Here is a 15,085-nt window from a genome sequence, read left to right as displayed (position 1 = left end):
GGTCAGACCTTGGGCTCCGGCTTGGCCCCCGTCAAGTCCGCCGTCGTTCGAGGGACCGGCAGCCTCAACCGACCCAGGGCGTCGCGGTACAGCGCGGAGTCCGGTTCGGCCAGCGCCTCGATGGCCGAGAAGTGGTGACGTCCCGGCAACGAGACCCAGGTCGCGTTCGCCCCCATGGCGGTCCAGGATCGCAGCAGGCGGGCGGACTGGCTATGGAAAGCATCTGACTCGTGCTCGCCCACCGCCAGCGTCACCGACGTTCCAGGGACGGGATCACGGTACAGCGGGCTGTTGCGCCGCGCCGCGTCGGCATCCAGCCCAAGCGCCCGGTTGATGGTGGTGCGGCACAGCGGTTCCAGGTCGAACAGGCCGCTGACGAGAATGGCGCTTCTCAGGGTATCCAGGGGCATGCTGGAATCCAGGGACGGCCACCGGGTACAGAGCAGTTCGGCCGCCAGATGCGCGCCGGCCGAATGCCCGGCCACGACGAACCGATGCCGGTCGACGCCCAGGCCGGTGGACTCGTGCCACAGGAACTGGACGGCCTCACGCAGCGCGAGAGTGATGGCCGGCAGGGGATCGGCCGGGCACAGGGGGTAGTTGACGACCGCCACCACCGCGCCGGCCTCAAGGAACGACGGGGCAAGAAAGCTCGACGCGCTCTTGTCCATGGCCTGCCAGTAGCCACCGTGCAGGATCATCAGCAGAGGGCGCGGCCGGCCCCCGACTCCAGCCCCGAACAGATCCAGGGTCCATCGCGGTCGCGGACCATACGGGACGTTTCCGCGAAATGCGCGACCCGCCGCATGCCGGGCCGAGGCGCTGCGTTCGGCCCAGGACTCGAAAATGGCCGCATGCTCGGGTACGGCGGCTCGGCAGTTGTAGGCGGTCTCCAGCGCGGGATCGATCTCGATGTCGGCATCCGCCATGATGTGCCCCCGATGCCACGCGGCCGGATCACCCGCCGCACTGCGCCCGATGCCGAAGGGCATGGTCGGCCAGCACGCAGGCCATCATGGCTTCCGCCACCGGCACCGCGCGGATGCCCACGCATGGATCGTGCCGCCCCCGGGTGATGATCTCGGTGGCCCGACCGTCGCGGTCCACCGTGCGGCGCGGCACCAGGATGGAGCTTGTCGGCTTGACGGCGAAGCGGGCGACGACGGGCTGCCCGCTCGAGATGCCGCCCAGAATGCCGCCGGCGTGATTGCTGGTGAAGTGAGGAGCGCCGTTCGGTCCCGGTTCCATCTCGTCGGCGTTTTCCGATCCTCTCAGGGCCGCCGCCCCGAAGCCGGCGCCGATCTCCACGCCCTTGACGGCGTTGATGCTCATCAGCGCGGCCGCGATGTCCTGGTCGAGCTTGCCGTAGACCGGGGCACCCCAGCCGGCCGGCACACCCAGCGCCTCCACATGAACCACCGCACCGATGGAGTCGCCCGACTTGCGGACGTCGTCCAGCCGCGCCGCCCACCGTTCGGCGGTCGCGGCGTCAGGACAGAACAGGGGATTGCGGTCCACCTCGTCCCAGTCCCAGGAATCGGCCGGGACCTCCAGGCGATCCGCGCCCAATTGCACCAACGCGGCGCGGACGGACACGCCGTCGCCGAGAACCTTTCGGGCGATGGCCCCGGCGGCGACCCGGCTGGCGGTCTCCCGCGCCGACGAGCGCCCGCCGCCGCGATGGTCGCGGATGCCGTACTTGGCCTCGTAGGTGTAGTCCGCGTGGCCCGGGCGGAACTTGCCTGCAATGTCGCCGTAGTCCTTGCTGCGCTGGTCGGTGTTCTCGATCAGCACGGCGATGGGCGTACCGGTGGTTAGCCCCTCGAACACGCCCGACAGGATCCGCGCCGCGTCGGCCTCGCGCCGTTGCGTGGTGTGGCGCGACTGCCCGGGCCGCCTGCGATCCAGGTCGCGTTGCAGATCGGCCTCGTCCAGGGACAGGCGCGGCGGCGTGCCGTCCACCACGCATCCGATGGCCGGCCCGTGGCTCTCGCCGAAGGTAGTGACCCGGAACAGGTGACCGAAGCTGTTGTGCGACATGCCGCGCCGGTCCTAGTCCGTTTTCGGCTTGAAGCCGCTCATCAGGTCGATGATCTGCGACGCCGAATCGGGAGCGACCATGCCGACGGTATGATAGCCGCTGTCCACATGGTGCACCTCGCCGGTCACGCCGGATGCAAGGTCAGACAGCAGGTACATGGCGGCATTGCCCACCTCGTCGGTGGACACGTTGCGTCGCAGCGGCGCGTTGTACTCGTTCCACTTCAGGATAAAGCGGAAATCGCCGATGCCGGAGGCTGCCAGGGTGCGGATCGGCCCGGCGGAGATGGCGTTGACGCGGATGCCCTCCGGCCCCAGGTCATTGGCCAGATAGCGCACGCTGGCCTCCAGCGCCGCCTTGGCCACGCCCATGACGTTGTAGTGCGGCATGACCTGTTCGGCGCCGTAGTAGGTCAGCGTCAGCAGGCTGCCGCCCTCGCTCATCAACGGGTGTGCCCGACGACACACATCGGTGAACGAAAAGCAGGAGATGCGCATCGTCTGATCGAAGTTCTCGGGCGTCGTGTTGACGTACCGCCCCTTCAACTGCTCCCGGTCGGAATAGGCAATGGCATGGACCACGAAATCCAGCCGCCCCCATTCGTCCCGAAGGCGGTCGAACGCCGCATCCATGCTGGGGGTGTCGGTGACGTCGCAATCCAGCATCATGGTCACGCCGAGGCTTTCCGCCAACGGCTTGACCCGCTTGAGCAGGGGGGCGCCCTGATACGTCAGGGCCAGTTCGGCGCCATGCCCGACACAGGCTTTGGCGATGCCCCAGGCGATGGACTTGTCGTTGGCGAGTCCCATGACAAGGCCGCGTTTGCCGGCCAGGATGGGGGTGGAAGCCGTCATGCTCATCCTCTTGGTTTTCTGCACGCGATGCGGTGAAGGGAACGCCCTCGCTCCAAGCTTAGCGCCCCCCTTTTTGGGGGCGTCACACTAAATCAAATCCCGCGCGGAGGAAATCTCTTCGTGATCTGTTTCAGGGGGGTCGGGATGCAAACCATAACCGCCGAGCAGGCGCCCGATGATTCGGATCGTCCGTCGCCCCCGCCGGAGGGAGCACCATCGGCCCGCGAATCCCTGATGCTCCTGGTCCGGATGACGCGGGACCGCGCGACCGAAACCCAGGTGGCGCGGGTGGCCGCGTCTCTCAGCTATACCTCGCTGCTGGCTCTGGTGCCACTGCTGGCCATCGCCCTGGCCATGGTCACCGCGTTTCCGGTGTTCGCCGAGGTGCGCGGCTCCATCATGGACACCCTGTTCAGCGTGCTCTTCCCCTACGCCGACGATGTGGTGCGCGAAAAAGTAGACGATTTCGTGCGCGCCGCAGGCGGCCTGACGGCCCTAGGCGTGGTCGGCATCGCCGTGACCGCCATCATGCTGCTGGTGACCATCGAAACGGCCCTGAACGCGATTTTCGGCGTCCGCTCCGCACGGGGTCTCGCGGCACGCCTTCTGGTGTACTGGGCCGCGGTCACCCTCGGCCCGTTGTTGCTGGGAGCCAGCGCCTCGCTGACCGGCTATCTCTACACGCTGGGAGAACTTGCCGACGGCGCACCGGCCATGCTGACGGGCATTGGCGGCCTAATCGCGCGGGCGCTGCCGTGGGTGCTGACCGCCGTGGCGTTCACCCTGCTGTATGCCGTGGTGCCGAACAGACCGGTGCGGGCGACGGATGCGCTGGCCGGTGGCGTGGTGGCCGCCGTGCTGGTGGCCGTTCTGCGCGTGGGATTCCTGGTTTACGTGACCAACGCCGAGGCCTATCGGACGCTGTACGGCGCCATGGCGGTGATCCCGGTGTTCCTGGTGTGGATGTACATGTCCTGGCTGGTGGTGCTGGCCGGCGCGATCATCGCGGCCGTCCTGCCGGTCTGGCGCATGCGCCGCGCCGAGGGAGACGACCCGCGCCGTCACGATCTGACGGCGGCGCTGCGGGTGCTGGCATGCCTTCAGGCAGAGGCGGGCGCCGTGCCGGCCTCCGGCACGGATGCGCGCGGCGGGGTCGGGCGTCGGCTCATGCTGCGCGAAATCGGTGTGCCGGAGGAACGCCTGCGCACCGTGCTGCGCGATCTGAACGCGGCCGGTCTGGTGGCCCGCTCCGAAAAAGGCCGCTGGTTGCTGGCCCGCGACTTGGGCGCGGTGACGCTGGATGATCTACTCGGTCTGCTGGCCCTGCGTTTACCGGACACCGCCACCCCGGCGACGCCGCCGCCCGGTCTGCCCTGGAGTGAGGCCCTGGCCCGCCGGTTGGCCCGGGCGCGCGACGCCGAACGCAGCGCGCTGGCCGTGCCGCTGCGAACCCTGCTGCGCGGCGAGGACCAGGGGGATGGATGACGGGGGGCGTGCCCTGGGTGTAGAGTCCCGCCAACCGGGCCGCGCCCAGATCAGACAGATCGGAGGAGATTTCATGAAACTGACCGAAAACCGCCTGCTGCGCCAGCACTGCTACATCAATGGCCAGTGGTGCGACGCCGACGCTGGCGGCACCTTCGCGGTCACCAACCCGGCGACCGGCGCCGAGCTGGCACGCGTGCCCGACATGGGCGCCGACGAGACCCGCCGGGCGATCGAGGCCGCCAACGCCGCCTGGCCGGCGTGGCGCGCCAAGACCGCCAAGCAGCGGGCCACCATCCTGCGCGACTGGTTCAACCTCATCATGGCGCACCAGGAGGATCTGGCCGTCCTGATGACCGCCGAGCAGGGCAAGCCCCTGGCCGAGGCCAAAGGCGAGGTGGCCTACGGCGCCAGCTTCATCGAGTGGTTCGCCGAGGAGGGCAAGCGTATCTACGGCGATGTCATCCCCTCGCACGGCCCCGACAAGCGCATCGTGGTCATCAAGCAGCCCATCGGCGTGGTGGCCGCCATCACGCCGTGGAACTTCCCCAACGCCATGATCACCCGCAAGTGCGCGCCGGCGCTGGCCGCCGGCTGCCCGGTGGTCATCAAGCCGGCGGCCCTGACCCCGCTATCGGCGCTGGCGCTGGCGGAACTGGCCGAACAGGCGGGGATGCCCCCGGGTGTCTTGAACATCCTGACCACCAAGCGCTCGTCGGCGGTGGGCGCCGAGATGACCTCAAACCCGCTGGTGCGCAAGCTGTCCTTCACCGGCTCCACCGAGATCGGCAAGAAACTCATGGAGCAGTGCGCCGCCAACGTCACCAAGATCTCGCTGGAGCTGGGCGGCAACGCGCCGTTCATCGTCTTCAACGACGCCGACCTGGACGCCGCCGTGGCCGGGGCCATTGCCTCCAAGTACCGCAATACCGGCCAGACCTGCGTGTGCGCCAACCGGCTTCTGGTTCAGGACGGCGTCTATGATGCCTTCGCCGAGAAACTGGCCGCCGCCGTCCGGGACATGAAGGTCGGCGACGGCCTCGCCGGCGAGACCCAACAAGGGCCGTTGATCGACTCGGCGGCGTTGGACAAGGTTCAGGATCTGGTCGGCGACGCGGTCGGCAAGGGCGCCCGCGTGGTGTTGGGCGGCAAGCCGCACGCGCTGGGCGGCACCTTCTACGAGCCCACCATCCTGGCCGACGTCAGTGCCTCCATGCGGCTGTTCTCGGAGGAGATCTTTGGCCCGGTGGCGCCACTGTACCGCTTCTCCACCGAGGCCGAGGCCATCGCCATGGCCAACGACACCCAGTACGGGCTGGCCGCGTACTTCTATGCCCGCGACATGGGCCGCGTTTGGCGCGTCTCGGAGGGACTGGAATACGGCATCGTCGGCATCAACGAGGGCATCATCTCGACCGAGGTCGCGCCCTTCGGCGGGGTCAAGGAATCCGGCCTGGGCCGCGAGGGCTCCAAGTACGGCATCGATGACTTCGTCGAGATCAAGTACCTGTGCATGGGCGGCGTGGACAAATAGGGCGGACCGCCTCAGGACGACTGGGCGGTGTCCATGGGAAGGAGGGGTGGTCAACATGCAACCTGAATGGTTAAATGTTGCCACACCTCGACCCAATCGGGTTAGCCCACAGTCCGCGATGTGCTTGGTTGAGAAGGCGATTCCCCCATGAAACTACCGTTCTTCGGGCGACGCGACCGCAAGGCGCAAGGTGATCGCAAGGAGGCGTCCGGCGACAGCAGCGTCGAGACGGCCCGCAGTCGTCTGGCGAGCATTCTTAACCAGAACGCGGCGCCGCCGTCGTATCCGGAGGACGATCAGCCGGACTCCGCTCAACCGGACGTTCCGTTTGCGGAAGAAGACCCCGAATACCCGGAGGATCAGGTCCGCGACCCGGTTTTCCAAGAAGACGACGCTCTGGACGAGGACAGCCCGCACAAGGATGTCGTGGAAGAACACCCGACACAGGACGATCATCAGGAACCGCGCGAACCGGACGGATTGTTCGCCGAAAAGTCCGCGCCTGCGAACGACAGCCTTCTCGGCGGCGGACTGTCGGACGACGGGCCCGTGACCTTCAACCTGGATGACGCGTCGTTGGGCGCCGCCGCACGCCTTCAGCCCATGGTCCCGATCCCGCCGGACTGGACGCCGGGATCCTGGATGGGGGGCCGCCCCCGCCTGCCCGACCCGTTCACCTGGCCGATGGGCGATACCGAGCCGTTCGCTTTCCTGGGACAGATCGACTGCGCCGACCTGCCGGCCGAACTGTGGGGCGGGGCGGGCCCCAGAACCGGCTGGCTGGCGTTCTTCGTCGGGTCCCGAGACGACACCCTGGCCGGCGCCATCATCCATGCCCCCGCGCTGGGGCCGGAACGAACACCCCCGGCCCGCGTCTCGGCCGACCTTGGCGGCCTGCACGACAGCGAGGATCTGGCGGCATTCCTGAACGAGTGCCCGAAAGACATGCGATGGAGCACCGAAACGCCCCGCTGGCCGGTGGAGGTACGGGTTGCACACGCCGACAACCTCGCACGGGACGACGTGAATCCCCCGTTCCAGGACGGATTTGACCTCCGGGACCCGGCCTGCCAGCCCTTCGACTGGACGTCCCATCGCATGCTGCTGGCGACCATGTCGGATCATGTGGCCTCGCTTCTGGCCTCGTCCGCCGACCGTCAGGCCGCGCTTCAGGCACGACGGCAGAAAACCCCGGAGGACGGGCTCCTCGCGGTGGACAAGGAACTCCAGGCCATTGAGGCCTCAATCACGGCCCTGGAGGATGTCGCCTCCGCCCTGTCGCGGTGGATCGACAAGACCGACGCCACGCGGGCCGAGACCCCGTTTTCAAGCGAAACGTGGCGCCTTGTTTACGAAACCCTGGCTGATCTGGCCCAGGACCCGAAACGACCGCTGGTCCTGTATCCCGCGTATGCCTACGACATCGCCAAGCAGGTTTATGCGCGCGACCCCGATGCCCTGCCGGATCCGGTGCGCGCCCGGTTCGAGCGGCGCTGGGCGGAGGACGCCCGGCGCGAGGGCGCCCGCATGGGCGGCGAACCCGAAGGGTGTACCTCCATCCTGGGGTTCGACACCGACGTGCTGGTGCTGGAGACGCCGTTCAGCTATCTGCTCGGCTGGTCGTGGCACGATTTCTACCCCCTGGTCTTCTCGGCCCTGGGTCCGGACCTGAAACGGGGCGAATTCGGCTACGTCAAGGTCGAGATCACGAACTGAGAAACGGGTGGCACCGTCTATTGGGACCGGAAAGGCGAGACCGAAGCTGTTTTCCCCGTGCCCTCCGCCGCTCGGGTTCGCCACCCGGCCCGAGGACATGAACATCCCCGGCTGGAATTTCCATGGTCTTCGAGGCTCGCCGAAGCGGTGGTCGGTCCACGTCCATGGGCCATGGTGTGTCACGTTCGAATTCGAGGACGGCGACGCTTGGCGGGTCGACCTTGAGAACGACCACTGAAGGAGACGCGCGATGCCCGAGGTGCTGCCCGAGGAGTTGCCCGAGGAACTGATCGTTTCCGGCCGCCCGCATCGCTGCCCCAGCCACCCCGGCGTGGTCCTGCGTGACACCGTCCTGCCGGCGCTTCGTCTGAGTGTGACGGCCGCCGCCCGAGAGCTGGGCATCTCGCGCCAGACCCTGCACCGCATCCTGGCCGGAGTAGTCGCGGTCACCCCCGCCATGGCGGTTCGCCTTGGTCACTGGTGCGGCAATGGGCCGGAGATGTGGCTGCGGATGCAACAGGCCCACGACCTGTGGAACGCGGCGCGGGACCTGGAAGACGACCTGGCCCGCATTCCCCGGCACACCGACGCCGCAGCGTGATGGCCACGTCGAGGCATCGCGCGATCCCGCCCGTGGCCGGTCGGGGGTTGCTCCCCCGACCGGCACCAGCGCCGTCATTGCGAGGCGCGAAGCGCCGAAGCAATCCAGGGCGAGGCCCAATGTCATCCGCTCTGGATTGCTTCGCCCTCGTCAAATGACGAGGGCTCGCAATGACGGTTTATTCCCTCTCGGGACGCTTGCCCTACTCCGCCGCCATGCGCGGAACCGGCGCGCGGAAGGCCTCCAGCAGCTCGGTCTCCCGGGTCTTGGCGAGGGTGACGTTCTGTTCCAGCACATGGCCGAAGCCGCGCATGTCCAGCGGCAGGCGGGCGAGGTCCACCGCCACGGCGTGGGTGTCCCGCGTCAGGCCCTCGGTCAGGGTGTCCAGCAAGGCCCGATAGTCGGCGATCAATTGGCGCTGCAGGCGCCGTTCCGCCGTGCGGCCGAAGGGGTCGAGCGGGGTGCCGCGCAGCCCCTTCAGCGCCGCCAGCGCCTTGAACGCGCCGAACACCCACGGACCGTATGCGCGCTTGACCAGGTGGCCGGTGCGCGGGTCGCGCTTGGCCAGCAGCGGCGGCGCCATATGAAAGGTCAGGCGGGGCGTGCCCTCGAACCGTTCGGTCAGCATGGCCTCGAACCGTCCGTCGGTGTACAGCCGGGCGACCTCGTACTCATCCTTGAAGCTCATCAGTTTGAACAGCGCGCGGGCCACGACGTCGGTCAGCGCGGTTTCGCCCGCGCCCATCACCCGCGCCTCGGCGGCGCGCACGTGCGCGACCGCCTTGCGGTAGCGCTTCGCCGCCGCGCCGTTTCGGGACACCCGCAGCGACGCCGCCCGCCGCTCGATGGCCTCGTCCAGGGTCTCCGACAGCCGCCGGTCGCCCTCCGTCTCCGCCTCCGGCCCGATCAGGGCCAGCACGGCCTCGGGATCCGCCGCCATGCGCCGGCCCCACAGGAAGGCCGCGCGGTTGGTTTCCACCGCCGCGCCGTTCAACTCCACCGCGCGGTCCAGAGCGGCGCGGCCGATGGGGATCAGGCCCTTCTGCCACGCATACCCCACCATGAACAGGTTGGCGGCGATGCTGTCGCCCAGCAGCGCGGTGGCGACGCGGGTTGCGTCCACAATGTCCACGTCGTGAGTCGCGTCGGACAGCGTCTCGCGGATGCGGCGGTCGGGATAGGCGAGGTCCGGCCGCTGGGTGAAGTCGGCGGTCATGACCTGTTGGGCGTTCATCACCGCCACCGTCAGGCCGCGGCGCATCTTGGCCAGCACATCGGCGCCCGAGGCCGTCACCATGTCGCAGCCCAGCAGCAGGTTGGTGTTGCCGGCGGCGATGCGCACGGCGTGGATGTCCGCCGGCGAGCGCGCCAGCCGGATATGACTGACCACCGCGCCGTTCTTCTGCGCCAGTCCCGTCTGATCGAGCACCGACACGCCCTTGCCGTCCAGGTGCGCGGCCATGCCGAGAATGGCGCCGATGGTCACCACGCCGGTCCCACCGATACCGGTGACGAGGATGTCGTAGGGCACGGCCTGGGTGATGTCGGTGGCCGGCTCCGGCAGCGGCGGCCAGCCGTCGCCCGCGTCGGCCTTCGCGGAGCCCTTGCGGGGTGTGGCGCCGGAGACGGTGACGAAACTGGGGCAGAAGCCCTTCACGCACGACACATCCTTGTTGCACGTGGACTGGTCGATGGCCCGTTTGCGGCCGAACTCGGTCTCCACGGGCACGATGGACACGCAGTTGGACTGCACGCCGCAATCGCCGCAGCCCTCGCACACCGCCTCGTTGATGACGACGCGGACGTCCGGGTCCTCCATCAGGCCGCGCTTGCGGCGGCGGCGCTTCTCGGCGGCGCAGACCTGATCGTAGATCAGGATGGTCACACCCGGCACCTCGCGCAGGTCCCGCTGCACCGCGTCCAGGTCGTCGCGGTGATGCACGCTCGCGCAGGCGGGCAGATCGGCGTCGGCATGGCGGGCCGGATCGTCGGCGACGATGGCGATGCGCTTCGCGCCCTCGCCCTCCAGGCTGCGGGCGATCTGGGGCACGGTCAGGGTCCCGTCGACGGGCTGCCCGCCGGTCATGGCGACGGCGTCGTTGTAGAGCACCTTGTAGGTGACGTTGACCCCGGCGGCCACGGCCTGCCGGATGGCCAGTGATCCGGAATGAAAGTACGTGCCGTCGCCGATGTTGACGAACGCATGGCGAGTTTCGGTGAAGGGCGACAAGCCGACCCAGCTTGCCCCCTCCCCGCCCATGTGGGTAAAGGTCTTCGTGTTCCGCTCCGGCATCCAGGTGACCATGTAGTGGCACCCGATGCCGGCCAGCCCGACGCTGCCCTCGGGCACCTTGGTGGAGGTGTTGTGCGGGCAGCCGGAGCAGTAGTACGGCAGGCGTTTGGCCGGTGGTGTTTGGGTGGTGAGTTCCGCCTCTTTCTGTTCCAACCAAGCGAGGCGCTGTTCCAGGGTGTCCAGCGTCACGAACCGCCGCAGTTGCCCGGCGATGGCCCGGGCCACCATCGCCGGGGTCAGTTCGCCGTGCGACGGCAGCACCACCGCCCCGGTCTCGTCGAACTTGCCGACGATGCGCGGGCGCACGTCGTCGCGCCAGTTGTAGAGCTGCTCCTTGAGCTGGTTCTCGATCAGGGCGCGCTTTTCCTCGACCACCAGGATCTCGTCCAGGCCCTCGGCGAAACGGCGGATGCCGTCGCGTTCCAGCGGCCAGGGCATGCCGACCTTGTACAGCCGCAGGCCGAAGTCGCGGGCGATCTGTTCCGTGATGCCCAGGTCGGCCAGGGCTTGGCGCACATCCTTGTAGGTCTTGCCGGAGGCGACGATGCCCAGACGGGCCTCCGGGCTGTCGAAGACAACGCGGTCGATCCGGTTGGCGCGGGCGAAGGCCAACGCGGCATAGATCTTGTGCCGCATCAGCCGCTCTTCCTGGGCCAGCGGCGTATCCGGCCAGCGGATATGCACACCGTCGGGAGGGAACGGGAAGTCGGTCGGCGTGACGATCTGAAGCGCCAGCGGATCGACATCCACCGAGCCGGCGCTGTCGCACATCTCGCTGATGGCCTTCATGGAGACCCACAGCCCGGCGAAGCGGCTCATGGCGATGCCGAGAAGGCCGAAGTCGATCACCTCGTCCACGCCGGCCGGGTTCAGAACCGGAATGTGGGCGCCGGCCAGCGCGTGTTCCGACTGATGCGCGATGGTCGAGGACTTGGCGGCGTGGTCGTCGCCGGCCAGCACCAGAACCCCGCCGTTGGGCGCCGTGCCGGCCATGTTGGCGTGCTTGAAGACATCGCCGCTGCGGTCCACGCCCGGCCCCTTGCCGTACCAGATCCCGAACACGCCATCGACTTTGGCACCCTCGAACAGGCCGACCTGCTGCGTGCCCCAAATGGCGGTGGCGGCGAGGTCTTCGTTGACCGCCGGGCGGAAGACGATGGTTTCGGCGTCCAGGTACGGGCGCGCCTTCCACAGTTCCTTGTCATAAGCGCCCAGGGGCGAGCCTCGATAGCCGGCGATGAAGCCGCCCGTGTTCAGCCCGGCCGCGCGGTCGCGCTGGCGCTGCGCCAGCGGCAGGCGGGTCAGCGCCTGGATGCCGGTCAGGAACACCCGGCCCTTCTCCAGGCGGTACTTGTCCTCCAGGGTGACCTGATCGAGCGGCGGGGCGGCGAGATGCGTCATGATGGAGCCTCCGGACGGAACGGCGTTTCCCTGGGAAATATGGGGGCGCCGAAAGGGCCGGGCAAATGCCCAACCTTCGCGCTCAGCCTAACGCCAATCAGGGAAACGCGCAAATGGGGCAGGAAGGTTGACGTTTTTGCGACGAGGGGCCGCGCCGTGACCGCGCCTCTCTTGTCAACAGTCCCTCGTGCCCTGATCCTGAAAAAAGATGCAGCCTGCATTCTTTTGTCTGGATCGAAAGTGCACGAGAAACAATGTTTTGTGCCGCGACGTCTGCATTCAAGGGAAATCCCTTGAATGCGTCGCTGCCCTAGGCGAGGCCGTCCGGCGGCGGTTCACGGTCGGGGCGGTCCGGCTCTTCCGTCATGCCGGACCCGCGCATCTCCTCGTCGGCCTTGGTCCAAGACGCCTCGGGATCGCCCCAGATCAGCCGGCGCACCTCCGGGTCGAGGGGAACCACCCCGCCTGCGGGTTTGTCTTTGATGGGGTCCAATTGCCAATCGATCGGCCCCGCCCGGAGCGTGCGCCAGTAGTCCGCCCTGGGATTGAGGGGCGCGATCACGTCCCACAGGGCGCCTGGATCAAAGAGCGTCTCGCCCTCGTGCCCGTCCTCGTCGTCCTGGGCACGAAAGCGGATCACGCCCGCCTCCTGCGCCGCGACGATCGACCGCAGCATGGCCAGAACGCTGTCGAAGGCGATGAACAGACGTGGGGAGAGGCTCCCGAGATTGGCGACGACGGGAGCCTGTCCATTCTCGACCCAGGTGGGAAACACATCGAAATCGACGCTCCCGCGCGTCGCGCTGCCCCGGAAGGCCGGAAGCCGCTCGAACCCGTGCCTTTGCTGCTCGATCCGCATGATCCGCATCCCGCGGATGACCCAGTCGATCGGGTCCCAGTGATGGCCGAGGAAGACGGCGCTCTGCCACTGCGACATCGTATCCGGCTGTCGCACGCCGTCGAACACGGTGTACAGGGCGGCGTAGTCCTCTGGGATCGGATCGAAGAACGCGCGAAGCTCGTCCAGGCGCGGGCGGGCCTTTGACGACCTCTTGATGCGGCGCGCGATGGACCGGCCGTGCCGCGCGTGGAAGTCACGGATGGCGAAGACGAGGCGTTCGATTTCATCGAGGAGGTCGTGGCGCATGGGTCCCGGACCCTCATGGAAGAGGATCAAGCCTAACACGCGACGGCGCCACACCAAGCCCTGGACAACAGCGGCGGCTCTCCGCTCGCACGGCAACTTGACTCGTCATTGCGAACCCTCGTCACAAGACGAGGGTGAAGCAAACCAGGGCAAAGGTCGCGAGTATTCGCCCTGGATTGCGTCGTCGCTTCGCTCCTCGCAATGACGAAGAGACGTAGAGTTTTGTGAATCGCATCGCCCCGACGGGGGGAGGAGAATAGGCCGGTCCGGGCGGCGATTGATGTTCTTCGGCAGCCCGTGGTGGAGGATGCACCCGCGCCGTTGAACCCCCACCGTCCCCATGCCATGGTTGCGGACGCGCCGCGTGGCGCGGGGGCCGGGGTGACGCGGGTTTCGGGGGGAGTGCGGGGTGGAGGCGGCGGCGTCGGGGTTCTGGTCGCTTGTCCTGATCGCCGTGATCGGCGGTCTGGTGGTCGCCATTTGCGGCGGCCTTGCCGGCTTCTTCCTCTGGCTGACGTACAAACGGTACGACCGGATCCTGGCCAAGCCGGCGAAGCCCAATTTCAAGAAGCTCCGGACGCAGATTGAAGGCAAGGACACGCTTCAAACCGCATACCAATCGCTTCTGGAGGGATTCCTCGACAAGATCGACTGGTTTTTCGACCGCTGGGGAGACGAAGACGAGGAGTCTTCGACGAACCACGCCCCGGGCCGCCCGTTGACCTGGACGGCGAACGCCTACGACCGCTGCCTGCTGTTGGCGGTGGCCTATCCGATCATGTCAGCTTTTCTGACCTGGTTACTTTTGAACCAAACTGGCGCCCTGGGGGAGGCTCTGGGCCTGTTGCCCCTAAAGAACGACCTGTTTCGCTTCGTGATGAGCTTGGGACTTGGCGGAATTTTCTGGCTCTTCGTTCGGCTCTTGCGGCGCGAAGATTGGCAAAAATGGGTGCTTATTTTTGTTTTACCCGCAGTATTATTAGCGTTTATCGCAGATGAAGCTATAGGAATTATCGTTTTGGGCACTGCCAGTGGCGGATTCATAAGCGTTGGCGTTGCCGCTTGTGTTGTCACACTCGCTGTTGTTTCTCCGGGCGGCTCCGCTGGTACTTTCATTGGCACTTTCGCTGGCGCTGGCGCTGGAGCTGTCGCTGGGTCTGTCGCTTTGGCTTTTCTTGGCACTAGCTTGGGTGCTGGAGTTATCGCGTTCGTCGTAGCTTTCGCTGGGGGCCACGCAGTTATTAAGCTTTTTTTGAGATTTTCACGCCGACGGCGGTTCTTTGGTCCGGCCTTGGTTGCTCTGACAGCCCTTCTTTTCGGGGCCGGGTGGTTGGCTGCGGGGATCGCCGCGATGGGAGACGAAGCCGGCTATGCCTTGGGAGTTTTGCTTGCTATCTTCCTCTTCCCCCTCCTAAACGCGCCGTTCGACTGGGCCTCCCTTGGGCTGACACGGTTTCTGTTGCGCAAGAACCTGGAGGCCCGATCCGCCTGGAGCCGTGCGCGGCTGTCTCTGACGGACTTCGGGCTGGCACTGATCGCCCTGGTGGTGCTGGCTCTGACGCTCATCCTCGCGCTGGAAGTGTTCAACGCCCGGGTTCGGCCCGCGCTCGGCCACGATTTCGTCAACGTCCGTGCCCAACTGGAGGCCATCGGCGCCAAGCCGGGCAACCCCGGCCATGTCTGGATCTACTTCACCCTTTTTTCGACTCTGATCCCCACCCTGCTGCACGCCATCATCTGGTGCGCCAGCCTGGTGACGGTGCGGGTGCCGGGGCTGCGCGCGCGCATCCTCGCCGGCATAGAGCGCCTGGACGACGGCGAGGGCACGCGCATGATGATCGCCGCCGCCCTCACGCTACGCTGGGTCATCGCCATCGTGGCCGTCGTCTTTGGCGTGGCGCTCCTGTGGATCGTCGCCAATCTTGCTCCGGTTCACCTCGGCCCCCGGTTCCTCGACCTGCTGCTGTGGTGGCAGGCCACCGTCGCCGGCTGGCTGGCGTGACAGGCGCGCCC

Annotated in this window: 10 protein-coding genes; 5 read left to right on the top strand and 5 right to left on the bottom strand. The window is 67.3% G+C overall.

Annotated elements, in window-relative coordinates; translation table 11 throughout:
- Nucleotides 1-2: 2 nt before the first annotated feature.
- Genes BLS85_RS08210 through fabI form a run of 3 tightly spaced genes read right to left on the bottom strand, consistent with a single transcriptional unit; the run spans nt 3 to nt 2,895 of the window.
- Nucleotides 3-929, bottom strand: coding sequence for an alpha/beta hydrolase (locus tag BLS85_RS08210; protein ID WP_176793515.1), 927 nt, complete (start codon nt 927-929; stop codon nt 3-5).
- A 28-nt stretch (nt 930-957) separates the two neighbouring features.
- Nucleotides 958-2,040 carry a chorismate synthase gene (gene aroC, locus BLS85_RS08205; RefSeq protein WP_092785049.1) on the bottom strand — a complete coding sequence of 361 codons (1,083 nt, stop codon included), beginning with the start codon at nt 2,038-2,040 and terminating at the stop codon, nt 958-960.
- A 12-nt stretch (nt 2,041-2,052) separates the two neighbouring features.
- Nucleotides 2,053-2,895, bottom strand: coding sequence for an enoyl-ACP reductase FabI (gene fabI / locus BLS85_RS08200; RefSeq protein WP_092785046.1), 843 nt, complete (start codon nt 2,893-2,895; stop codon nt 2,053-2,055).
- Between the two features lie 144 nt (nt 2,896-3,039).
- Between fabI and BLS85_RS08195 the strand changes: the two genes are divergently transcribed.
- The 4 genes from BLS85_RS08195 to BLS85_RS08175 all read left to right on the top strand — a co-directional run bounded on the left by BLS85_RS08195 (nt 3,040) and on the right by BLS85_RS08175 (nt 8,231).
- Complete coding sequence (locus BLS85_RS08195) at nt 3,040-4,380, top strand: YihY family inner membrane protein (RefSeq protein WP_092785043.1); 1,341 nt, start codon at nt 3,040-3,042, stop codon at nt 4,378-4,380.
- A 73-nt stretch (nt 4,381-4,453) separates the two neighbouring features.
- Nucleotides 4,454-5,914 carry an NADP-dependent succinate-semialdehyde dehydrogenase gene (gene gabD / locus BLS85_RS08190; RefSeq protein WP_092785040.1) on the top strand — a complete coding sequence of 487 codons (1,461 nt, stop codon included), beginning with the start codon at nt 4,454-4,456 and terminating at the stop codon, nt 5,912-5,914.
- 147 nt (nt 5,915-6,061) lie between these two features.
- Nucleotides 6,062-7,630, top strand: a complete 1,569-nt coding sequence (locus BLS85_RS08185) for a DUF1963 domain-containing protein (protein ID WP_092785037.1) — start codon at nt 6,062-6,064, stop codon at nt 7,628-7,630.
- 250 nt (nt 7,631-7,880) lie between these two features.
- Nucleotides 7,881-8,231 carry a HigA family addiction module antitoxin gene (locus BLS85_RS08175; RefSeq protein WP_092785031.1) on the top strand — a complete coding sequence of 117 codons (351 nt, stop codon included), beginning with the start codon at nt 7,881-7,883 and terminating at the stop codon, nt 8,229-8,231.
- 202 nt (nt 8,232-8,433) lie between these two features.
- On the opposite strand, the gene BLS85_RS08170 is transcribed toward BLS85_RS08175, so the two are convergent.
- Entirely contained in the window at nt 8,434-11,925 is a 3,492-nt protein-coding gene (locus tag BLS85_RS08170) for an indolepyruvate ferredoxin oxidoreductase family protein (protein ID WP_092785028.1), read from the bottom strand.
- A gap of 310 nt (nt 11,926-12,235) precedes the next feature.
- Nucleotides 12,236-13,072: a hypothetical protein gene (locus BLS85_RS08165; protein WP_092785025.1), complete on the bottom strand. Its 837-nt coding sequence runs from the start codon at nt 13,070-13,072 to the stop codon at nt 12,236-12,238.
- Between the two features lie 409 nt (nt 13,073-13,481).
- Between BLS85_RS08165 and BLS85_RS08160 the strand changes: the two genes are divergently transcribed.
- Nucleotides 13,482-15,074, top strand: a complete 1,593-nt coding sequence (locus BLS85_RS08160) for a hypothetical protein (RefSeq protein ID WP_092785022.1) — start codon at nt 13,482-13,484, stop codon at nt 15,072-15,074.
- The last annotated feature ends 11 nt before the right edge of the window (nt 15,075-15,085 follow it).

The organism is Rhodospira trueperi (assembly GCF_900101965.1).
Lineage (GTDB): Bacteria > Pseudomonadota > Alphaproteobacteria > Rhodospirillales > Rhodospirillaceae > Rhodospira > Rhodospira trueperi.
The sequence above is the reverse complement of the archived record's forward strand: the minus strand, read 5'-3'. Positions and strand labels throughout refer to the sequence as shown.